Source organism: Kribbella endophytica, from assembly GCF_054781295.1.
The window spans coordinates 39918-60637 of sequence record NZ_BAAGUR010000007.1 but is presented as its reverse complement, the minus strand read 5'-3'; the positions used below and the strand labels follow the sequence as shown (position 1 = coordinate 60637).

General features: G+C 68.8%; 21 protein-coding genes. 8 read left to right on the top strand and 13 right to left on the bottom strand.

All coding sequences use genetic code 11. The features are described from left to right. Positions 1-8: 8 nt before the first annotated feature. From ACYVIO_RS40025 to ACYVIO_RS39995, 7 genes are all read right to left on the bottom strand, one after another. The gene (locus tag ACYVIO_RS40025; RefSeq protein ID WP_460656239.1) at positions 9-422 is read right to left on the bottom strand and encodes a hypothetical protein; all 414 of its coding nucleotides are present in this window, start codon (positions 420-422) and stop codon (positions 9-11) included. Positions 423-430: 8 nt separating this feature from the next. Beyond that, positions 431-853 (bottom strand): hypothetical protein, encoded by a 423-nt coding sequence (locus ACYVIO_RS40020; protein ID WP_460656238.1) that lies wholly within the window; start codon positions 851-853, stop codon positions 431-433. A 138-nt stretch (positions 854-991) separates the two neighbouring features. Further along, on the bottom strand, positions 992-1900 hold the full coding sequence (locus ACYVIO_RS40015; RefSeq protein WP_460656237.1) for an amino acid ABC transporter permease: 909 nt from the start codon (positions 1898-1900) through the stop codon (positions 992-994). Further along, positions 1897-2586: an amino acid ABC transporter permease gene (locus ACYVIO_RS40010; RefSeq protein WP_460656236.1), complete on the bottom strand. Its 690-nt coding sequence runs from the start codon at positions 2584-2586 to the stop codon at positions 1897-1899. Before ACYVIO_RS40010 ends, ACYVIO_RS40015 begins: the two co-directional genes overlap by 4 nt. Positions 2587-2666: 80 nt before the next feature. Then, positions 2667-3509, bottom strand: coding sequence for a glutamate ABC transporter substrate-binding protein (locus tag ACYVIO_RS40005; protein ID WP_460656235.1), 843 nt, complete (start codon positions 3507-3509; stop codon positions 2667-2669). A gap of 50 nt (positions 3510-3559) precedes the next feature. After that, positions 3560-4288, bottom strand: coding sequence for an amino acid ABC transporter ATP-binding protein (locus ACYVIO_RS40000; RefSeq protein WP_460656461.1), 729 nt, complete (start codon positions 4286-4288; stop codon positions 3560-3562). A 173-nt stretch (positions 4289-4461) separates the two neighbouring features. Beyond that, positions 4462-5988, bottom strand: coding sequence for an amidohydrolase family protein (locus tag ACYVIO_RS39995; protein ID WP_460656234.1), 1527 nt, complete (start codon positions 5986-5988; stop codon positions 4462-4464). Positions 5989-6088: 100 nt separating this feature from the next. On the opposite strand from ACYVIO_RS39995, the gene miaB reads away from it, so the two are divergent. Further along, the gene (miaB, locus tag ACYVIO_RS39990; protein WP_460656233.1) at positions 6089-7567 is read left to right on the top strand and encodes a tRNA (N6-isopentenyl adenosine(37)-C2)-methylthiotransferase MiaB; all 1479 of its coding nucleotides are present in this window, start codon (positions 6089-6091) and stop codon (positions 7565-7567) included. Then, positions 7567-8226: a phosphotransferase gene (locus ACYVIO_RS39985; RefSeq protein ID WP_460656232.1), complete on the top strand. Its 660-nt coding sequence runs from the start codon at positions 7567-7569 to the stop codon at positions 8224-8226. Before miaB ends, ACYVIO_RS39985 begins: the two co-directional genes overlap by 1 nt. Here the strand turns inward: ACYVIO_RS39985 and ACYVIO_RS39980 are convergent. The 4 genes from ACYVIO_RS39980 to ACYVIO_RS39965 form a co-directional block, all read right to left on the bottom strand. Further along, positions 8223-10037, bottom strand: a complete 1815-nt coding sequence (locus ACYVIO_RS39980; RefSeq protein WP_460656231.1) for a LamG-like jellyroll fold domain-containing protein — start codon at positions 10035-10037, stop codon at positions 8223-8225. The two genes, ACYVIO_RS39985 and ACYVIO_RS39980, sit on opposite strands and share 4 nt — an antisense overlap. A 64-nt stretch (positions 10038-10101) precedes the next feature. Continuing rightward, a complete protein-coding gene (locus ACYVIO_RS39975) occupies positions 10102-10557 on the bottom strand; it encodes an NUDIX hydrolase (protein WP_460656230.1) in 456 nt (151 codons plus the stop codon). Between the two features lie 111 nt (positions 10558-10668). Continuing rightward, positions 10669-10911, bottom strand: coding sequence for an antitoxin (locus tag ACYVIO_RS39970; protein WP_460656229.1), 243 nt, complete (start codon positions 10909-10911; stop codon positions 10669-10671). Between the two features lie 89 nt (positions 10912-11000). Further along, positions 11001-11222, bottom strand: a complete 222-nt coding sequence (locus ACYVIO_RS39965; protein WP_460656228.1) for a hypothetical protein — start codon at positions 11220-11222, stop codon at positions 11001-11003. Between the two features lie 144 nt (positions 11223-11366). On the opposite strand from ACYVIO_RS39965, the gene miaA reads away from it, so the two are divergent. From miaA to ggt, 4 genes are all read left to right on the top strand, one after another. Next, a complete protein-coding gene (gene miaA / locus ACYVIO_RS39960; protein WP_460656227.1) occupies positions 11367-12341 on the top strand; it encodes a tRNA (adenosine(37)-N6)-dimethylallyltransferase MiaA in 975 nt (324 codons plus the stop codon). Then, positions 12328-12849, top strand: a complete 522-nt coding sequence (locus ACYVIO_RS39955) for a SigE family RNA polymerase sigma factor (RefSeq protein WP_460656226.1) — start codon at positions 12328-12330, stop codon at positions 12847-12849. Before miaA ends, ACYVIO_RS39955 begins: the two co-directional genes overlap by 14 nt. 1 nt (position 12850) lies before the next feature. Then, on the top strand, positions 12851-13549 hold the full coding sequence (locus ACYVIO_RS39950) for a hypothetical protein (protein WP_460656225.1): 699 nt from the start codon (positions 12851-12853) through the stop codon (positions 13547-13549). A gap of 80 nt (positions 13550-13629) precedes the next feature. After that, the gene (gene ggt / locus ACYVIO_RS39945; protein ID WP_460656224.1) at positions 13630-15471 is read left to right on the top strand and encodes a gamma-glutamyltransferase; all 1842 of its coding nucleotides are present in this window, start codon (positions 13630-13632) and stop codon (positions 15469-15471) included. Here ggt and ACYVIO_RS39940 read toward each other — a convergent pair. After that, positions 15468-15719, bottom strand: coding sequence for a hypothetical protein (locus ACYVIO_RS39940; protein ID WP_460656223.1), 252 nt, complete (start codon positions 15717-15719; stop codon positions 15468-15470). The genes ggt and ACYVIO_RS39940 overlap by 4 nt on opposite strands. Before the next feature lie 22 nt (positions 15720-15741). Between ACYVIO_RS39940 and dapF the strand changes: the two genes are divergently transcribed. Further along, positions 15742-16581 (top strand): diaminopimelate epimerase, encoded by an 840-nt coding sequence (gene dapF, locus ACYVIO_RS39935; protein WP_460656222.1) that lies wholly within the window; start codon positions 15742-15744, stop codon positions 16579-16581. A gap of 85 nt (positions 16582-16666) precedes the next feature. Next, entirely contained in the window at positions 16667-18160 is a 1494-nt protein-coding gene (gene hflX, locus ACYVIO_RS39930; protein ID WP_460656221.1) for a GTPase HflX, read from the top strand. Positions 18161-18222: 62 nt separating this feature from the next. Here hflX and ACYVIO_RS39925 read toward each other — a convergent pair whose 3' ends face one another. Next, positions 18223-20583: an immune inhibitor A domain-containing protein gene (locus ACYVIO_RS39925; RefSeq protein ID WP_460656220.1), complete on the bottom strand. Its 2361-nt coding sequence runs from the start codon at positions 20581-20583 to the stop codon at positions 18223-18225. Positions 20584-20720: the final 137 nt, after the last annotated feature.

The following is a 20720-nucleotide window of genomic DNA, read 5'->3' as shown; positions in this document are numbered from 1 at the left end:
GGAGAGACCTACTTGGTGCAGCTCTTGCAGGGGAACCAGCCGAGTTCTTCGCGGTAGCTGTTCTCCCAGGTGTCGCCGGCCTTGTAGGTGACCTTGGCCCAGACGTAGTTGCCGCGCTTGTCGTTGGGCTTGGGCATCGACGGTACGTCGACGCCCAGCCAGTGCTCGCGGACGCCGGGGATCTTGCCGCCGCTGCCGACCGCCCACCACTCGCCGTTGACGTAGACGTCGATCCGCCAGCTGTCCGCGTTGGCCTCGCAGTGCGCCAGTACGTTGACCTTCCCGCGCTGGCCGCCGCCCGCGGGAGTGAAGTTGGCGTCCATGTCCCAGCAGAAGTCCATCGCCGGGCTCGCGGCCGCGGCCGGAACGAAGCCGGCCAGCAGCGCCGTGCTTCCCGCCAGCGCCATCAGTGTTCGCTTCATCGGGCTCCTCAGCTCGGGGACGTGATCGGGAAGCAGTCGTAGGTGCGCTGGGACGCGAGCGGGTCCTCGCGCGGCCCGTAGATCGACGCCTGCGCGTCGACGCAGGCCGTCTCCCGGGGGTTCGGCGGGGTGGACGGGATCGTCACGATCTTCGAGTACGAGTTCGCGGTCGTCGTCCCGAAGTGCGCGAAGTAGGTCTTCTTCGTGGTCCGGTTGTAGACCGAGACGTCGTAGGCCTTGGTGTACTTCCAGTCGCAGGACATCGTGATGGTGACCTTCCACCACCCGCCGGTCTGATCGTGGTCGAACTCCTTCGCGACCACCGGCACCGTGCAGTTGTCCTTGGCCGGGGCCGCCTGCGCGGCCGTGGTCGTTGCCGGAAGCATCAGTACGCCGATCGCCGCGACCGCGACGAGTCGAGAGAGTCTCATCTCCGTGCCTTTCGCTTCAGGAAGGTGGTCACTGAGAGCGAGTGTAGCGATGCGGAGAGTCATCGGCGCCGGTTTGTTGCCGACGGCAAAAAGCAGGGGCCCCGGGAGATCCCGGAGCCCCTGCCGCAGACGATCTGGTCAGACGTGCCCAGGACCCGGCGGCATCGCCGCGGCGGCGGCAGTGGTGACCGCGGCCTGGTCGATCTGGTCCGGCGCGATCGGGCCGCCGGCGGAGCGCCCGCGGCGGCGCGTGCGCTGCTCGATCCGGGTGGCCAGGGCGCCGAGCAGGTAGTTGATCAGGATGAAGATCGCGGCGACCACGATGAACGCCGGGATCAGGTTGCTCTTGTAGTTGCCGATCTGCTCGGCTTTCCGGAGCAGTTCCTCGTAGGTGATGATGTAGCCGAGCGCGGTGTCCTTCAAGACGACGACCAGCTGGCCGACGATCGCGGGGAACATCGCGGTGACCGCCTGCGGCAGCAGCACCAGGCGCATCGTCTTGCCGGTGGTGAGACCGACCGCGAGCGCGGCCTCGTTCTGGCCCTTGGGCAGCGAGTGCACGCCGGAGCGGACCAGTTCGGCCACGACCGAGCCGTTGTAGAGGGTCAGGCCGGTGACGACCGCGGCCAGCGCGAGCCGGTCCGGTGGGAAGGTCTCGTAGAAGGCGAACAGCGCGTAGGCGAACAGCATCATCAGCAGCACCGGTACGGCGCGGAAGAACTCCACGACCACGCTGCAGGGCCAGCGGATCCAGGCCGCGGCGGACAGCCGGCCGACTCCGAGCAGACCGCCCAGCGTCAGCGCCAGCACCACCGAGATCGCCGCCGCGGTGAGTGTGCCGATCAGGCCGGGGATCAGGTACTCGGTCCAGATCTCGGCGGTCAGGAACGGCTTCCACTTCGCGGCGGTGAGCTGGTCCTTGTCCGCGAGCTTGTCGATCACGAACCACAGGACCAGCAGCATCGCGACGACACTGACCACACCGACCAGCCGGTAGGTCCGCTTGGCCCGCGGGCCGGGGGCGTCGAACAGGACTCCGGCGCTCATCGCTTCACCGCCAGGCGCTTGGACATCGAGGTGAACAGCACGCCGACCGGCAGGGTCAGGATCACGAAGCCGACGGCGAAGATGCCGAACACCACGAAGATCACGTCCGGCCGGTTCTCCATCATCACCTTCATCACCGCGGAAGCCTCGGTCACGCCGATCACGGACGCGACGGTCGTGTTCTTGGTCAGGGCGATCAGCACGTTGCCCAGCGGCGCGATGGCGCCGCGGAAGGCCTGCGGCAGGACGACGTGGCGCAGGGTCTTGAGGAACGGCAGGCCGATCGCCCGGGCCGCCTCGGCCTGCCCGAGCGGCACCGTGTTCACGCCGCTGCGGATCGCCTCGGCCACGAAGGCCGCGTGGTAGACCGACAGGCCGAGCACGGCGAGCCGGAAGTTGTTGTCGTCGATCGAGGTCGGCGAGTTCTGGTCGGCCAGCGAGAGGCCCAGCTGCAGGAACAGGCCGAGGTTGCAGAACACGATCACCAAGGTCAGCGGCGTGTTACGGACGATGTTGACGTACGCCGTACCGATCAGCTGCAGCACGCGGACCGGGGAGACCCGCATCACCGCGACGACCGTACCGATGGCGAGGGCGAACACGGCCGACAGCAACGTCAGGTAGATCGTCTGCTTGAACGCCTGCAGACCGTCGTAGGTGTTGAAGAACTCGGAGATCGCATCCATGGTGCTCCAGCGAAAGATCAGGGCCCGGACCCGCCGGTGGGGAGGAACCCTCGCAGGTCCCTCCCCACCGGGGTGTCAGGTCAGGCGCAGGTGTCGAAGGTCTTCGGCGGGTTCGTCGCCGCGTCGAGCTTCAGGCCGGACGGACCGACGTTCTTGTCGATCGCCTTCTGCCACTCGCCGGAGTCGACCATCTTCTTCAGGGCGTCGTTGACCTTGGTGCAGGTCTCGGTGTCGCCCTTCTTCAGGCCGACGCCGTAGCGCTCGGTCGAGAAGGTCTTGCCGACCACCTTGAACTTGCCCTGGTTGGCGGCCTGCGCGGCGAAGCCGGCCAGGATGGTGTTGTCGGTGGTGACGGCGTCGATCGCGGGACCGGCCAGCGCCTCCACGCACTTGGAGTACGTGTCGTACTTCTGCAGCTGGACCGTCTTGGCGAACTTCTCGGCGACCTTCTGGGCCGACGTCGAGCCGGTCACCGAGCACAGCTTCTTGCCGTTCAGCGAGTCCGGACCGGTGATGTCGGTGTTGTCGGCCTTGACCAGCAGGTCCTGACCGGCGACCAGGTACGGACCGGCGAAGGAGACCTTCTCCTTGCGGGCGTCGGTGATCGAGTACGAGGCGAAGATCATCTTCACCTGGCCGTTGGCCAGCAGCGTCTCGCGCTGGGCCGACGGCGCTTCCTTGAACTCGACCTTGTCGTCGGCGAAGCCCATCTCCTTGGCCACGTACTTGGCCACGTCGACGTCGATGCCGGTGTAGTTCGAGCCCTCCTTGAGGCCGATGCCGGGCTGGTCGAACTTGATGCCGATGGTGATCTTGTCACCGCTCGACCCGGAGCCACCGGCGTTCGAGTCGTCACCGCAGGCGGTGAGGCTGGTCGCGGCCAGGACCGTGATGCCGAGGGCAGCGATGATCCGCTGTCGCATGGTGGTTCTCCTCCAGTGATTCGGTACTGCTCGGGAACTGCGGGCGGCGGTCAGTGGGTGAGGATCTTGGACAGGAAGTCCTGGGCCCGCTTGGACTGCGGATCGGTGAAGAACCGCTCCGGCTCGGCCTCCTCGACGATCTGACCGTCGGCCATGAAGACGACCCGATCGGCCGCCTTCCGGGCGAAGCCCATCTCGTGGGTGACCACGACCATCGTCATGTTCTGCTTGGCGAGCCCGACCATCACGTCGAGAACCTCGTTGATCATCTCCGGGTCCAGCGCCGAGGTGGGCTCGTCGAACAGCATCACCTTCGGGTCCATCGCCAGCGCGCGGGCGATCGCCACCCGCTGCTGCTGGCCGCCGGACAGCTGGGCCGGGTACTTGTCGGCCTGCGCGGAGACGCCGACCCGCTCGAGCAGGGCGCGGGCGCTCTTGTCGGCCTCGGCCTTCGACAGGCCGCGGACCTTGGTCGGTCCGAGCGTGACGTTCTGCAGGATCGTCTTGTGGGCGAACAGGTTGAACGACTGGAACACCATGCCGACGTCGGCGCGCAGCCGGGCCAGGGCCTTGCCCTCGCTGGGCAGCGGCTGGCCGTCGAGGGTGATGCTGCCGGTGTCGATCGGCTCCAGGCGGTTGATCGCGCGGCACAGCGTCGACTTGCCGGACCCCGACGGTCCGATCACGACGACGACCTCGCCCTTGCCGATGGACAGGTTGATGTCCTTCAGGACGTGCAGGTCACCGAAGTGTTTGTTGACGCCGGTGAGCGCGACCAGTCCGGTCTTCACCGGAGCGGCGTTCGCCGAGGTGACGGAATCGTTCATGGCGTGAACCTAGCCGAGGCAAGGGTTGCCTCGCACGGCCCTCCGATTCCGCGGAGGTAACGATCTGCGACGGCCGACGCGGATTGTGATCGGTCGATCACAATCCGCGCTGCTGTCCGTCGATGTCAGTGCCCTCCGCAGCACCCACCCGCCGCCAGGGCGGGTCCGACCGGCGGAGCCTGTACGGCGGCCTCGACATTGGCGAGCATTCGCCGCCGGGCCTGCGGCGAGATCACCCGGCCGCGGGTGACGACGGTGTGGATCCGCCGGGTGTTGCGGATGTCGGTCAGCGGATCGGCGTCCAGGACGACCAGGTCGGCGATCTTGCGTGGGGCAACAGAACCCAGGTCGTCGCTCATCCCGAGGAACCGGGCCGGCTCGACGGTCGCGGCGTACAGGGCCTGGCGCGGAGTGGCTCCGGCACCGACCATCAGTTCGAGCTCCTGGTGCAGCGCGAAGCCGGGCACCATCCACGGCGTACCGGTGTCGGTACCGGCCAGGATCGGGACGTCGTGGGCGAACAACTCGCGGACGAACCGCTGGCGGTACTCCCACATCTGCTGCTGCCGGGCGATCTCCTCGGGCGGGCGGTTCGCGCTGTAGAGGTTGGCCAGGACGTACTCGTAGGTGCCGATCGAGTCCGCGCTGAGGTACTTGCTGGTGGCCGGGTCGAGGCTGGTGAAGTCGGGCCGGTCGAGCACGTTGTGCATGGTCAGCGTCGGCGTGACCCGGGTCCGGTTGCGGCGCAGCAGGCCGAACACGTCGGCGGCGCGGGAGCGGCTGAACGAGTTCGCGGCGATCCACTCGATCGGGTGCACCTGACGGAACCAGCCGTTGTAGTCACCGGTCCTGATCGTGATCGCGCGCTGCATCCGTCGTACCTCGGCCTCCCGGCTGGACACCGAGAGCGCGAGCGCGTGGATGTGCTCGATGCTGCGCTGGCCGGCGTTGCTGACCTGCTGGACCGAGACCTGGTCGGGACCGTGCCCGTGCACGGTGAGTCCGTTGCGTCGCGCCTCGTCGAGGATCGCCCGGTACGCCGTGGGGCCGAGCCGCGAGTACACCTTCACGAAGTCGGCACCCTCGGCCTTCACCTGCCGTACGGCGGCGCGCGCGGAGGCCTCGTCGTTCACCACCAGGACGTGCAGCAGGTTCGGGTCCCACAACGTCGGGTCGCCGTCGATGATCTGGCTGGCCACGACCATCCGCGGGCCGAGCAGCGTGCCGGCGTCGATCCGGTCGCGCCAGTCGTAGACGACCGGGTCGGGCGCGGCCATCTCGCGGACCGTGGTCAGGCCGTTGGCCAGGTAGAGCGGCGGCGAGACGTGCTCGTCGCCGAGGCTGTGGACGTGCATGTCGGCCAGGCCGGGGATGACGAACTTCCCGGTCAGGTCGAGCTCGGTGGCGCCGCGCGGGACCGGGAGGTTGCGGCCGACCCCGATGATCCGGTCGCCGCTGATCAGCACGGTCTGGTGCTTGGCGCGGTGGCCGGTGGCGACGTCGATCACGGTGACGCCCGTGAGCGCGGTGATCCGGGTGGTCCCGACCGCGGCCAGCGCGGCGACGGGGGAGGAGGCGAAGGTGCCACCGGCGACGACAGCGGCGCCTGCGACGGCGGAACGGGCAAGGAACTGACGGCGAGAACTGTTCATGGCTTCAACTGTGGCCGGACGCGCTCGCCCGGTCAGGGGTGCGAAGGGCCCGACCCAGGTAGGGAAAAGTCCACCCTCGGACGTACTCTTGGTGGCTGTTATGCGTACTTACGAGGTCCGCACCTACGGGTGTCAAATGAATGTCCACGACTCCGAGCGCCTGCGCGGCCTCTTGGAGGACGCGGGCTACGTCCGTGCACCCGAGGGCGACCAGGCCGACGTGGTCGTCTTCAACACCTGCGCGGTCCGCGAGAACGCCGACAACAAGCTGTACGGCAACCTCGGCCACCTGGCGCCGGTGAAGGCCAAGAAGCCCGGCATGCAGATCGCCGTCGGCGGCTGCCTGGCGCAGAAGGACAAGGCGACCATCACCAAGAAGGCGCCCTGGGTGGACGTCGTCTTCGGCACCCACAACATCGGCTCGCTGCCGGTGCTGCTGGAGCGGGCCCGGATCGCCGAGGAGTCGCAGGTCGAGATCCTCGAGTCGCTCGACGTCTTCCCGTCGACGCTGCCGACGCGGCGCGAGTCGCCGTACTCGGCCTGGGTCTCGGTCAGCGTGGGCTGCAACAACACCTGCACGTTCTGCATCGTGCCGGCGCTGCGCGGGCGCGAGAAGGACCGCCGCCCGGGCGACGTGCTGGCCGAGGTCGAGGCGCTGGTCGCCGAGGGCGTGCTCGAGGTGACGCTGCTCGGCCAGAACGTGAACTCGTACGGCGTGGAGTTCGGCGACCGGTACGCGTTCTCGAAGCTGCTGCGCGCCTGCGGCGCGATCGACGGGCTGGAGCGGGTCCGCTTCACCTCGCCGCACCCGCGCGACTTCACCGCGGACGTGATCGAGGCGATGGCCGAGACGCCGAACGTGATGCACTCGCTGCACATGCCGCTGCAGTCCGGGTCGGACCAGATCCTGAAGACGATGCGGCGCTCGTACCGGCGCGACCGGTACCTGAAGATCATCGAGGACGTGCGCGCGGCGATGCCGGACGCGGCGATCACCACCGACATCATCGTGGGCTTCCCCGGCGAGACCGAGGAGGACTTCCAGGGCACGCTGGACGTCGTCCGGCAGGCACGGTTCGCGGGTGCGTTCACCTTCCAGTACTCCAAGCGCCCCGGCACTCCGGCGGAGTCGATGGAGGACCAGGTCCCGCGCGCGGTCGTCCAGGAGCGGTACGAGCGGCTGGTCGCGCTGCAGGACGAGATGGCGTGGTCGGAGAACAAGGCGCTCGTCGGGCGTTCGCTGGAGGTCCTGGTGGCCGAGGGCGAGGGCCGCAAGGACGCCGCGACCCACCGCTTGTCCGGTCGTGCTCGCGACAACCGACTCGTCCACTTCGCGCTTCCCGAGGGCGTCGAGACACCCCGACCGGGCGACATGGCAACGGTCGAGGTCACCTACGGAGCTCCGCACCACCTGGTCGCCGACGTCTTCGGTTCAGTACGCCGTACGCGCGCAGGCGACGCCTGGGAGAAGCTCCAGGACGCTCCCGCCTCGTCGACTCCCGGCGTGATGCTCGGCCTACCGACCATCGGCAAGCCCGCCCCGCTGGAGCCGGTAGTCGGCGGCTGCCAGGTCAACTGATGCTGGACCCGGAGGCCGAACCGTTCGCCTCCGGGCGGGACGCCGATGTCTACCCCATCGACGACGAGTGGGTTCTGCGTCGCTACCGCAACGGGCATCCGGTGCGGGATGAAGCTGAGTACATGAAGTGGGTCGGCAAGCACGGGTATCCGGTGCCTGTGGTGGGGCGGGTGGATGGGCCGGACATGGTGATTCAGCGGCTCACTGGACCAACGCTGGCCGAGGCGGCGATCGCGGGGGACATCGGACCGGTTGAGCTGGGGGAGATGCATGCCGACCTGCATTGGCGGTTGCATGCGATTCCCGCACCGAGCGGCGCCGAGGATTCCGTGGTCATGCACGGTGATCTGCACCCCGAGAACGTGATGCTGACTGCCGACGGACCCGTGGTGATCGACTGGCGCAACGCCGAGGAAGGCCCGGCGGAGTTCGACATCGCGATGACCGCGATCATCTTCGCCCAGGTCGCCCTCGACCCCGCGTTCGCCGAGCTGTCGGAATTGTTGCGCAAGGCCCTCAACAGCTACCTGGCCAATTCGATCGACCCGAGACCGCATCTCCCGGCGGCGTTGGCCAGGCGAGGCAGCAACGTCACGCTCACCAAGGAAGAACTGGCCCTGCTGCCGAAGCAGGACCAGCTCATCCGCAGCATCCTCTAGGCGTTCAGGAAGCTCTTCACCGGCAGCGCCCGGTCGACGATCCGCAGCTCACCGATGTGCCCAGCGAACGCCTGCTCGACGACGTTGTCGTAGTGGTTCGCCCCCAGCAACCACGGCAGGTTCGCCGTGGCCAGCCCGTTCGAGCGGGTGGACGGATTCCGCAGCAGCGGCGACGAATCGACGTACAGGGTGGTGAACCGCCCGTCGTTGACGACCGCGAGATGGAACCACTCACCGGCGCGCTGCTCGTGCCCCCAGTTGGTGAACGTGTCGTTGCGGTCGAGCGGGTAGACCGCCCACTGCGCCTGCCGCCCTCCGGAGAACGCCAGGTTGACCACCGGCTCCGACGGATCACTGCCCGTCTTCCCGGCATCGGTCCCCGTCCCCATCCGACTCAGCAGTCCCATCCACGAGTGATCGGCCCCGTCGTCGAGCAGCTTCACGAACGCCTCGATCGTGTACCCACCCCGGAAGGTCAGCCGGTTCAACGGCGAATCCGCGGCCGTCTGCAGATACCCGCCCCGCGCCGGTTTCTTGCCCCCGGCAAACACCCAACTCGCGTGCCCGGGCTGCTCCGGGTGGAACTCCGCCGAAGCCTGCAAGCTGTCCGACGAACTACCCGGCAAGTACGCCGTAGTCAGGTGATTCCCACGCCCCGAGTGATCAACCACCCGAGAAGCAACCGGCCCGTCGAACCGCCAGTACGCGACCGTCCCCGGAATCACCAGCTTGGACGCCGGCCGAGCAGGCCGCACCGCCACCGGCGCGAACCCGGCGAACCGTTCCGCGAAGTCGATCGGCACGCTGAACCGGTTGGTGTCGTCGGTCAGCTCGATCTCGCCCTCGGCCAGCAGGCTGCGCCGAGCGGTGTCCTGGCCGAGGATCCACGGCGAGATCGTCTCGACGTCGATCACGTTGCGGGCCAGGTCGAAGTGGTACAGCCGGATCATGCCGCTGCCGCCGTAGTACCGGTCCTGGTAGTTGGTGATGTGCAGGTGCACGTCGTGGCCGGCCGCGTTCTGCTTCACCACCCGGCCGGACGGCCAGTAGTGGCCGTTCAGGGTCAGGAAGATCTGGTCGTTGCCGTTGACCAGCTGGTCCCAGACGCGGTTGCCGTGATCGGACAGGTGAGCGACCGGGTCGCCCGCGTCGGCGTACACGAGGTCGTGGGTGGTCAGGATGACGGGCAGCCGTGGGTGCGCCGCGATCACCTGACGCGCCCACGCGAACCCGGCGTCGGACGGCCGCCAGTCCATCGCGAGCAGCAGCCACTGCCGACCGGCCGCGCGGAACACGTGGTACGAGTTGTAGCCGTCGGGCGTCGAGCCGCCGTACGTGCTCATCCGGCGGAACCGCTGCGGCCCGAAGACGTGCAGGTACGGCGAATCGCCGCGCTGGTCGTCCTTCGAGGCGTCGATGTCGTGGTTGCCGGCCAGCACGCTGTACGGCAGCCGCGCACGGTCGAGTACGCCGAACACCGGGTCGGCCTGCGCGAACTCCGAGGCCTGCGCGTTCTCGACCACGTCGCCGAGGTGCGCGGTGAACGCGAGGTTCTCGGCGCCGCGGTTCTCGATCAGGTACTTGAAGCTCGCGGTCAGCGGGGCGCCGTCACCCCGGTCGAGGTCGAACAGGTACTGCGTGTCAGGTACGACGGCCAGCGTGAACCGCGGCTCCTCAGCATCGGGGGTGGGCCGCCCGGTCTGAGCCGACGAAGGAGCAGCCGAAGCCACTCCGGGAATCACCGCCGCGCCCGCGCCGAGCGCGCCCGCCTGCAGAAGCCGTCGTCTGGTCGTGCCGTCGTACTGGTCCATCGGTGCCTCCACAGGTTCGCTGACAACGCAGGAACTGTAGAGGTGGTTCGGTGAACGGCAGGGGTCAGTCGGTGAAGCCCTGGGCGATCACCGGAAGGAGATTGCCCGTGCGGACCCCCTCCAGCACCCGCGCCTCGTGCGGCACGACCGGATCGGGCAACTGATCGAGCGGGTACCACGCAAGCCCATCGGCCTTGCCCGGCTCCATCGACCGCGGCTCACCGGTCCAGCGCGTGGCGGTGAAGAAGAAGTCGACCCGCTCGTCGATCCACTCGCCGTTGCCGCCGGTCCGGTGCATCGCGGTCAGCGGGACCAGGTCGGCCGGGTCGATCTCGACCCCGACCTCCTCGAGCACCTCGCGCCGCGCCGCCGCCAGGACGGACTCACCCTGCTCGACGTGCCCGGCCGGGACGGCCCAGTAGCCGTCCATGTAGCCGGTGTTGGCCCGCAGCAACATCAGCACCTCGTTGCCTCGCCGGAGGACGACGTACGCGGCAGGCACCACCTGAAATCTCTCCACGCCCGGAACCCTAGACCGCCCCGCCGACAGGTGTTTGCCCTCGGCATCCGGACCCGGACGGACCGAAGGGCCGCGGGGAGACCCCGCGGCCCTTCGTCGTACCCGTGAGAATCAGGCCGGGTTCGGCTTGTTCTCGATGTCGTCGTCCTGGCCGTCCAGACCGTCGAGACGGTCCTTGGCGACGTCGACGCCCTGGTCGATCTTGTCGCCGTACTTGCCGCCGGTCTTCTGGTCGGCGAAGTCGCCGGCCTTGTCCAGGCCATCGCCGACCTTGTCGCCGTGCTGGTCGACCAGGTCGGTCGCCTTGTCCTTCAGGTCCTCGGCCTTGCCCTTGAACTTGTCGAAGATGCCCATCGTGGGGTTCCCGTTTCTTGCGTAGTGAACTGCTTACAGACAGCTAGCGGGATCTTCCCACCTGTACGGCCCCAGATGTGGGAGGTTGTTCAGTTTCCCCCGCCGCTTTCGACGTCGCCACCGCTCTCGACGTCCCCTCCACTTTCGATGTCGCCACCGGACTCGCCCTTCGGGCCCCGCTCGACGTCTCCACCGCTGCGTTCGACGTCTCCGCCGCTCCGCGTCAGCTCCACGTCGCCACCGCTCAGCTGGGCGCCCTTGTCGATCGCGTCCTTGGCTGCCGCGGTCTCTTCCTCGAACTGGTTCGTCACTACGGGTTCCCTCCCGGGTCGTGGTCCGACTACACCTGAGTTCCTACCCTCACCACGGGTTCTCCACAAGCCCCACCTCGTCACTCTTGTCCCAGAGTTCACGCCTTGCGTCACGCCGGGCGTCCGCACTGTCACACTGGACCGATGGCCGCACCACTCGTCGTCGCCGTCGTCGGTCCCACCGCGGCCGGCAAGTCCGACCTGTCCGTTGCTCTGTGCAAGCACCTGGGCGGCGAGGTGGTCAGCGCCGACGCCTACCAGGTCTACCGCGGGATGGACATCGGTACGGCGAAGATCACCGCGGCCGAGCGGGCCGGCGTACCGCACCACCTGCTCGACATCCTCGACGTCACCCAGACCGCGACCGTCGCCGAGTTCCAGCAGCTCGCGCGGGCCGCGATCGACGACTGTCTGCGTCGTCAGGTGGTGCCGGTGCTGGCCGGCGGATCGGCGCTGTACGTCCGCGCGATCCTCGACGAGTTCGAGTTCCCGGGCACCGACCCGGCGATCCGCGAGCGGCTCGAGCAGGACCTGGCCGAGCACGGCTCCGGCGTTCTGCACAAGCGTTTGGCCGAGATCGATCCGCCGGCCGCCGAGCAGATCCTGCCGAGCAACGGTCGCCGGATCGTTCGCGCTCTGGAGGTCATCGAGCTCACCGGAGCGCCGTACGCCGCGACGCTGCCCGGGCACACCTCGATCTACCCCGGCGCCGTGCAGCTCGGGCTCGACGTCCCACGGCCGGTGCTCGACGAGCGGATCGGCCGCCGGGTGGACCGGATGTTCGAGCAGGGCTTCGTCGACGAGGTGCGCGGACTGCTCGACCACGGACTGCTCGACGGCCGTACGGCGAACCGCGCGCTCGGCTACCCCCAGGTCGTCGCGCTGCTGCGCGGCGAGATCTCCGAGACCGAGGCCCGCGAGCAGACCGCGCAGCAGACCCGGCGGTTCGCGCGGCGGCAGGATTCCTGGTTCCGCAAGGACCCGCGGATCACTTGGTTGCCCTACGACGCACCCGACCTGATCGGGCAGGCGATTCAGGTACTAAGAGGCAACCAAACGCCCGCCCCCGACGTAGACGGGGTGGAAGAGGGCCTGGGGGCTGTCGATGCGAGGGGGTGACCGTGAGGCCGAGTTCCGCGAGTACGTGCTCGCGGACCGCACCCGACTGCTGAGAACGGCGATGCTGCTCACCGCGGGGGACGTGCACACTGCCGAGGACCTGGTCCAGACCGCCTGCACCCGGGTCTACGTGCACTGGCACCGGATCCGGCACGAAGGTGCCGGGCCGTACGCGCACCGGATCCTGGTGAACGCCTTCCTGGACGAGCGACGCCGGGCCGGCCGTCACCCCGAGGTGATGACCGCGGACCCGCTCGAGCCGCGGGAGCCCGACGTCACCGACCATGCCGACCTGCTGGCGGTCCGGAGCGCCCTGCTGGACCTGGCACCGCGGCAACGTGCGGTCCTCGTGCTGCGCTACTTCCAGGATCTCGACGTGGCCACCTGCGCGCGGATCCTGGAGTGCACCGAAGGCACCGTGAAGAGCCAGACCGCGAAAGCACTGAAAAGACTGAAGGACCTGATGGCCGACGACCAGGCCTCGGGCCCTGCGACCGGGAGTAGTTGACGTGGACGACGTGAAGAGGCTGCTGGAGCAGTTCGCCGACCGAGCGGTCGACGGCCTGCCACCGGCGGACGTGGACGCGGACGTGACCCGCGGGCGCCGGGCGTTGCGCCGGATCAAGGCGCGCCGCCGGGTCACCGGTGTCCTGTGCGTGGCGGCGGCGACCACCGCCGTACTGGTGGTCGGTGACCAGGGGGAGTGGTGGGGTGGAGGTGGCGAGGCGGAGGTCGCCACCGACGCCGCGACCACGCGGTCCCAGCCGCAGCCGGAATCGGCGACCGCCGGATCGGCCACCCCGTCGGGCACGAAGGAAGAGACCTTCTCGACGTACTCGGCGACCGTCGTCCAGCTGGTCACCAACGCCAAGCCCTGGAACGGGATCGGCTGCACGCTGACCCCGCTGGGCTGGACGGCGGCGCCGCAGAACGCGGCCAAGCGCGTCGTCCTGACCCCGCCCAGCGCGCGGACCGCCGACACGGCGGCGCAGCTGGAGCTGTTCACCGCCGCTGAGCCGCAGTCGCTGAGCGGGATCCGCGCGGTCGAGACCGGCGGCAAGGTCTTCCACGTCGGCAGCACCGGCGGCCGCGAGGTCGGCCAGGTCCAGCTCGGCGAGACCTGGCTGGTGGCCAAGCTGCCGATCGAGCACCAGGACTGGAACGACGACCTGGTCCGCCGCTTCCTGGCCTCCTGCAGCGTGTCCTGACGCGCGAGAACTGGCGTAGACCCCTCCGTTCCGGTAGGCAGGGGCCTGTCCCAGTACGTCGACTCCTGCGGAGGACCCCGGTGACACCGAAGAAGCTGGCCGCATCCCTGACCGCGGGTGCGCTCGTCCTGACCGGCCTGACCGCCGGCGGCGTGCCCGCCCAGGCGACCGCCGAGAGCCACGCACCCCAGCCACCGGCCAAGAACGCCACCGCGATCGGGTACGGCGGCGCCGTCGCCTCGGTCGACCCCGAGGCGACGAACGTCGGCATCGGCGTCCTGCGCCGCGGCGGCAACGCCGTCGACGCCGCGGTCGCGACGGCCGCCGCGCTCGGCGTCACCGAGCCCTACTCGGCCGGTATCGGCGGAGGCGGCTACTTCGTCTACTACAGCGCGAAGAACCGCAAGGTCTACACGATCGACGGCCGCGAGACCGCACCCGCGGCGATGCCCGCCGACGCGTTCATCAACCCGGCGACCGGCACGCCGTACACCTTCTTCCCCGACCTCGTCACCTCCGGCGTCTCGGTCGGGATCCCGGGCACGCTCGCGACCTGGGACTCCGCGCTGAAGTCGTGGGGCTCGCTGCCGCTGAAGAAGGCGATCAAGCCGGCCGCCGAGCTGGCCGACCGCGGCTTCGTCGTAGACCAGACGTTCCGCAGCCAGACGCTCGACAACAAGGCCCGCTTCTCGGCGATCGTGCCGACGGCCAAGCTGTTCCTGCCGGGCGGCGACGCCCCGGCCGTGGGGTCCGTCTTCAAGAACAAGGAGCTGGCCAGGACGTACGACCTCATCGGCAAGCAGGGCCCGTCCGCGTTCTACCAGGGCCCGCTCGCGGGCGAGATCGCGAAGGTCGTGAAGACCCCGCCGAAGACGCCCGGCACGACGCTGCCGGTGATGCCCGGTCACCTGACCACGGCCGACCTGGCGAAGTACAAGGTGCTCAAGCAGGACCCGACGAAGGTCAGCTACGACGGCCTGGACGTGTACGGCATGGCGCCGTCGTCCTCCGGCGGTACGACGGTCGGCGAGGCGCTCAACATCCTGGCGCCGAAGAAGCTGTCGACCCTGAGCACGCCGGATGCCCTGCACAACTACCTCGAGGCGTCCGCGCTGTCGTTCGCCGACCGCGGTCGGTACGTCGGGGATCCGAAGTTCGTCGACGTACCGACCAAGGAGCTGCTGTCGAAGGGCTTCGGGGCCGAGCGGTCCTGCCAGATCAACCCGACGAAGGCAGCGGCCAAGCCGGTGCCGCCGGGTTCGCCCGACGGCTCGTACGACGCGTGCGCGCCGGCCGCGGCCAAGGCCGAGCACCCGGACACCGAGGGCCTGTCGACCACGCACCTGGTCGCTTCGGACCGGTGGGGCAACGTCGTGTCCTACACGCTGACGATCGAGCAGACCGGTGGCTCCGGCATCACGGTCCCGGGCCGCGGCTTCCTGCTGAACAACGAGCTGACCGACTTCAGCGCCGTCCCGGACCCGGCCGACCCGAACCGGATCCAGCCGGACAAGCGGCCGCGCTCGTCGATGTCGCCGACCATCGTGCTGAAGCACGGCAAGCCGTTCCTCGCGCTCGGCTCGCCGGGTGGTTCGACCATCATCACCACGGTCCTGCAGACGCTGACCAACCGGCTCGACCGGGGGATGACGCTGCCGGAAGCGGTCGCCGCGCCGCGTGCGTCGCAGCGCAACACCGCGGCCGTGACCGCCGAACCGGCCTTCATCGACGCGTACAAGGCCCAGCTCACGCCGTACGGGCACACGCTCGTGCTCGCGGGTGACGCGCTCACCTCGGCCGCTGAGATCGGTGCTGTCGCTGCGCTGGAGTTCCTGCCCGGTGGTGGGTACCTGGCGGCGGCCGAGCCCAAGCGGCGCGGTGGTGGCTCCGCGGCCACCGTCCACCAGCTCTGGCCGCGCTAGCGCTTCTTCAGCCGCTGAGGTGCCGTAGGCAACGGCGGTGGCTCCGGAGCCGGCTGCTCGACAGCCGGCTCCAGCCATCCGCCGTACTCGTCGACCAGGTCGGTATCGGCATCCGCCGGCAGCACGACCACCCACGGGTGGTCCTCGTCGTCGTCCTCCCCGTGGAACCGCTCGCGCCGCAGCTCGCCGCCGAGCCGCTCGGCCACCGCCTCGGCGTCGTCCCGCTCCCAGAAGTACGCGATCTCCATGGGGCAACCGTACGATCTGTGCATGAGCACTTTCGCCTGGCTGAAGGGGCACGGCACCGAGAACGACTTCGTGCTGCTGCCTGATCCCGACGGTTCGGTGCACGGGGACCTCGCGCCTGAACTGGTGCGGTTCCTGTGCGACCGGCACGCGGGGATCGGTGCCGACGGGGTGCTGCGGGTGATCGACGGCGCGAAGCAGACGTACGTCGAGGACGGCGGCGAGTGGTTCATGGACTACCGCAACGCCGACGGTTCGACCGCGGAGATGTGCGGCAACGGGATCCGCGTGTTCGTCCGGTACCTGGTCGACGAGGGCCTGACCGCCGGCAAGCCGGTCCGGATCGGGACCCGGGCGGGCGTCAAGGAGGTCGTCGTTCACGACGACGGCACGATCACCGCCGACCTGGGGGAGCCGCGCGTCGGCCCGGCCGGCGTGGTCGTCGAGGCGAACGGGCACCAGTGGCCCGCGGTCGCCGTCGACATGGGCAACCCGCACGCGGTCGCGTTCGTCGACGACCTGCGCGAGCCGGGCCACCTGGTCGACCAGCCCACCTGGTCCCCGGAAGAGGCTTTCCCGGACGGCGTGAACGTCGAGTTCGTGACCCGCCTGGGCCCGTACGACGTCCAGATGCGCGTCCACGAGCGCGGCGCGGGGGAGACCCGCTCCTGCGGCACCGGGACCTGCGCGGTCACCGTCGCGTCGACGCTGGCAGCCCGGCAGGAGCGGCCGGTCACGTACCGGGTCGGCGTACTGGGTGGCGAGGTGTCGGTGACGTGGCGGGCGGACAACCACCTGGAACTGCGCGGACCTGCTGTCGTCCACGCTCGTGGAGAGTTCGACCGGGGCTGGTTGCCCGCTTGAGCGGGGGAATTCACCGGGTGACCGGGTCGTTGACAGTAGTAATCGGGTCGCCCGTACGGGTGAGCCGTGCCACGATGGAAGGTATATGACGACCCATTCGAACGCATACGAAGAGATCAACGACGTCGACCTCGACCTGACGCAGGACGACGCGCTCGACGACGAGGACACTTCGTCGGGTTACGACAACGACACTGAGGGTCCGGGCATCGAAGGCCTGGAGCTCGAGGAACGCCAGGCGCTGCGGCGCGTGGTGGGGATGTCGACCGAGCTGACGGACATCAGCGAGGTCGAGTACCGCAAGCTCCTGCTGGAGCGGGTGCTCCTGGTCGGGGTGTGGACCGAAGGCAGCGCCGAGGACGCCGAGAACTCGCTGGCCGAGCTGAAGCTGCTCGCCGAGACGGCCGGTTCCGAGGTCCTGGACGGTGTGATCCAGCGCCGCAAGAAGCCCGACGCCGCGACCTTCATCGGGTCCGGCAAGGTGGCCGACCTGCGCAACCTGGTCGCCGCTCTGGGTGCGGACACGGTGATCGCCGACGGTGAGCTGGCCCCCGCGCAGCTGCGCAACCTGGAGGACAAGCTCAAGGTCAAGGTGGTCGACCGGACCGCGCTGATCCTGGACATCTTCGCCCAGCACGCGAAGAGCAAGGAAGGCAAGGCCCAGGTCGAGCTGGCGCAGCTGCAGTACATGAAGCAGCGCCTGCGTGGTTGGGGTGGAAACCTGTCCCGCCAGGCCGGTGGCCGCGTCGGTGCGGCCGGTGGCGGTATCGGTGGTCGTGGTCCGGGTGAGACCAAGATCGAGACCGACCGGCGCCGGATCAACACCAAGATCTCCAAGCTCCGCCGTGAGCTCAAGGAGATGAAGACGACGCGCTCGACGATGCGCCAGGAGCGCCGTCGGCACTCGGTGCCGTCGGTGGCGATCGCCGGCTACACCAACGCCGGCAAGTCCTCGCTGCTGAACGCGATCACGGGTGCGGGTGTCCTGGTCGAGAACGCGCTGTTCGCGACCCTGGACCCGACCACCCGGCGGACCACGACGGCGGACGGCCGGGTCTACACCTTCACCGACACCGTCGGGTTCGTCCGGCACCTGCCGCACGACATCGTCGAGGCGTTCCGCTCGACGCTGGAGGAGGTCGCCGACGCCGACCTGCTGCTGCACGTGGTCGACGGGTCCCACCCGGACCCGATGGCCCAGATCCACGCCGTCCGCGAGGTGCTCACCGAGATCGGGGCGGTCGACGTCCCCGAGATCATCGTGATCAACAAGGGCGACCTGGCCGACCAGCTGGCGCTGGCGCCGATCCTGCACCGCGAGACCGGTGCGATCGTGGTCTCGGCCCGGACCGGTGAGGGCATCGACAAGCTGAAGGCGCTGGTCGAGGCGTCGCTGCCGCAGCCGCACATCGCGGTGGACGCACTGCTGCCGTACGACCGGGGCGACCTGGTCTCGCGGGTCCACTCCGAGGGGGCGGTCGACACCCTGGAGCACACCGGCGACGGGACCAGGCTGACGGCGCGGGTGCACCCGCAGCTCGCGGGCGAGCTGGCGCCGTACCAGGTCGCAGCCATCTAGTACGACAGGCAAACGAAAGGGCCCCCGGGGAATCCCCGGGGGCCCTTCGTGTTGTCAGCGCATCAGTTGCGCGCCGACACCTTGACCTTCATGGTCGTGCCGGTGCGCGACACCACGGTGATGTTCACCTTGTTGTTCGGCACCTTCACGCTGTTCTGCGGCTGCGCCGCGTCCCAGTAGGACTTGCTGTCGTTGAACGTCTTCACGGCGTCCTGACCGCGGACGTAGCTGGCGTTGCCGTTCACGTGCAGCGTGAACGAGTCCGCCTTCTCCAGCCCGAACGGCGCGTCGTAGCCGCCGATCCGCGGACGCCAGATCTGGCCGTCCAGACGGTTGATCGGAGCCGGGTGCGAGTCGATCGGCAGGATCAGGCCCTCACCCGGGTGCTGGTTGGTGTTGTTGTCGCCCTGCGAGGCGTCCCAGTACGAGATCAGCAGGCCGTCCTGGTACGGGAAGTGCTCGACCTTGTCGGCCAGCGTGCTGGCCCAGCCGAAGTTGTACGGGCCCGTCTGCAGGTGGGCGTCGTACGACGTGTAGTTCAGGTGCGACGCGAGGTAGTAGTTGTCGTACTGCGTCGTGATCGTCGAACCGACCGAGCTGAAGCCGTTCAGCGCCCAGCCCTCGGGCGATGCCTCGGCACCGGAGTCGACGACGGTGGTCGCTCCGCTGGTCACCTTGACCTCGTCGGCGAAGAAGCCGTAGCCGCCGGTGTTGGCGTCGGTGGTGTAGCGGAACTGCAGCCCGATCGTCTTGCCGGCGTACGCCGACAGGTCGAAGGTGGCCGGAACCCAGCCGCCGCTCTCGCCGTCGATGCCGTTGCCCTCGGCCGGGTTGGTGATGTTGCCGGCGATCGTCTTGTAGCCGGTGCCGTCGTTGACCTCGACGTAGGCGTAGTCGCACGCCGTGGTGTCGCAGTCCTCGATCTGCCAGTTCGCCTTGAAGGTGAGCGACGCGGCGCCCGCCGGCAGGGTGACCTGACGGTTCATCGTGTGGGTGAAGTCGTCGCCCTCACCGCTCCACCACGACTTGGTCCCCGCCGTCGGCGGCTGCAGCGGCGTGGTGACCGACTTCTTCGGCAGCGTGACGACCAGACCCTGGGCCTTGGCCGAGTTGTACTCGTGCGGGCCGAGGTCGAGCGTCTTGTTCTGACCGGCCTTCACGATCTCGTAGTCCAGCCAGCCCAGCTGCAGCTTCTCCCAGGCGCCGAAATCGGCCGCCTGCTCGCCGATGCCGCCGTCGCTCGGCTTGCCGACCCGGCTCTGCGCCATGATCGACCACCAGTTGACGCCGTTCTCGACCGCCGCACCGGAGGTGTCGTAGAGGTCCGGCAGACCGAGGTCGTGGCCGTACTCGTGGGCGAAGACGCTGATCCCGCCGTTCTCCGGCTGGATCGTGTAGTCGCCGACGTAGAAGCCGGTGTCACCCAGCTGCGCGCCGCCGGCCGGGTTGTTGGCCGGGCCGCCGGCCTGGCCGACGTACCAGCGGTGCGACCAGATGGCGTCCTCACCCTGGTGCGGGTCACCATCGGCCTGGTCGCCACCGGAGTGGACGATCTGGAAGTGGTCGAGGTAGCCGTCCGGCTCGTTGAAGTTGCCGTCACCGTCGAAGTCGTAGCGGTCCCACTGGTCGAACGTCGCCAGGTCGGCCTTGATCTGCGCCGCGGTACGGCCGGCGGCCTTCTGGTCGGCGACCCACTGGTTCACGGCGTCCTGGACCAGGGCCCAGGTGTTGTTGCAGACGTTGCCGGTGCACGGGAAGCCGTTCGAGCGACCGTAGCGGGCCTCGTTGTACTTGACCTTGACCCAGTCGGTGACCGTGCCGGACACCGAGTAGCGGCCCGAGGACTGCTTCTCGTAGTACTTCTTCACCGAGTTGCCGGCGCCGAAGTACATGTCCTGGAAGTGCTTGCGGTTGTAGTCGGCCTGCCAGACGGTCGAGTTGTCGACCGCGCGGTCCGGCTCCGGGATCGCGTTGTGCAGCGGTCCCTCGAAGGTGCTCGGACCGGGCACCGCGGGAGCGGTGTCCTGGTCGGGGTAGCTCGGGTGCCGCTCGTTGCCGAACTCGGCGAGGACGACGAAGATCCGGTCGGTCTTCTCGCGCGACAGCTCGACGTACTGGTCGACCTTGGCCTTGGCGGTCTTCTGCCCCTTCGCGGCCGCGGTCTTCTTGCCCAGCTTGACGACGGTGCTGGCACCGCGCTTCTCGGCCTTGGCAGAGCCGTTCAGCACCTTGGTCAGTGCCTCCTGGCGCAGTTCGCGGCGCTTGTCCTCGAGCGGGCTGGGCAGCTCGTCGGACGTTGCCTGCTCGTTGGCCGTGACGGCCGGGCCCTCTTTGGGCGATGCGGCGGTCCCGGACTGGGCGAAGCTCAGTCCGATCGTCGCCGCCAGGGCCAGGCTGAACAGCCCGGCAGATACTTTGCGCACGATTCCCCTCCTGCGTGTGAAAGGTCCGCTACGTGAGGTTTGTGACTTGACGCAGCGTGACCACGTGCTCCCCCGAGCGTGGAACTTCTGCGCGAGAGTACGGGGAAAACCGGCGATCCTGAAGTGGTTCCGATCAA

Bases quoted from the DNA above. Each gene is read 5' to 3' on its own strand.
- hflX (WP_460656221.1), top strand. From the start codon at position 16,667: ATGACGACCCATTCGAACGCATACGAAGAGATCAACGACGTCGACCTC.
- ACYVIO_RS39955 (WP_460656226.1), top strand. From the start codon at position 12,328: ATGCGAGGGGGTGACCGTGAGGCCGAGTTCCGCGAGTACGTGCTCGCG.
- ACYVIO_RS39970 (WP_460656229.1), bottom strand. From the start codon at position 10,911: ATGGGCATCTTCGACAAGTTCAAGGGCAAGGCCGAGGACCTGAAGGAC.
- ACYVIO_RS40015 (WP_460656237.1), bottom strand. From the start codon at position 1,900: ATGAGCGCCGGAGTCCTGTTCGACGCCCCCGGCCCGCGGGCCAAGCGG.
- ACYVIO_RS40005 (WP_460656235.1), bottom strand. From the start codon at position 3,509: ATGCGACAGCGGATCATCGCTGCCCTCGGCATCACGGTCCTGGCCGCG.
- ACYVIO_RS39985 (WP_460656232.1), top strand. From the start codon at position 7,567: ATGCTGGACCCGGAGGCCGAACCGTTCGCCTCCGGGCGGGACGCCGAT.
- ACYVIO_RS40010 (WP_460656236.1), bottom strand. From the start codon at position 2,586: ATGGATGCGATCTCCGAGTTCTTCAACACCTACGACGGTCTGCAGGCG.
- ACYVIO_RS39940 (WP_460656223.1), bottom strand. From the start codon at position 15,719: ATGGAGATCGCGTACTTCTGGGAGCGGGACGACGCCGAGGCGGTGGCC.
- dapF (WP_460656222.1), top strand. From the start codon at position 15,742: ATGAGCACTTTCGCCTGGCTGAAGGGGCACGGCACCGAGAACGACTTC.
- miaA (WP_460656227.1), top strand. From the start codon at position 11,367: ATGGCCGCACCACTCGTCGTCGCCGTCGTCGGTCCCACCGCGGCCGGC.
- miaB (WP_460656233.1), top strand. From the start codon at position 6,089: ATGCGTACTTACGAGGTCCGCACCTACGGGTGTCAAATGAATGTCCAC.
- ACYVIO_RS39995 (WP_460656234.1), bottom strand. From the start codon at position 5,988: ATGAACAGTTCTCGCCGTCAGTTCCTTGCCCGTTCCGCCGTCGCAGGC.
- ACYVIO_RS39980 (WP_460656231.1), bottom strand. From the start codon at position 10,037: ATGGACCAGTACGACGGCACGACCAGACGACGGCTTCTGCAGGCGGGC.
- ACYVIO_RS40020 (WP_460656238.1), bottom strand. From the start codon at position 853: ATGAGACTCTCTCGACTCGTCGCGGTCGCGGCGATCGGCGTACTGATG.
- ACYVIO_RS40025 (WP_460656239.1), bottom strand. From the start codon at position 422: ATGAAGCGAACACTGATGGCGCTGGCGGGAAGCACGGCGCTGCTGGCC.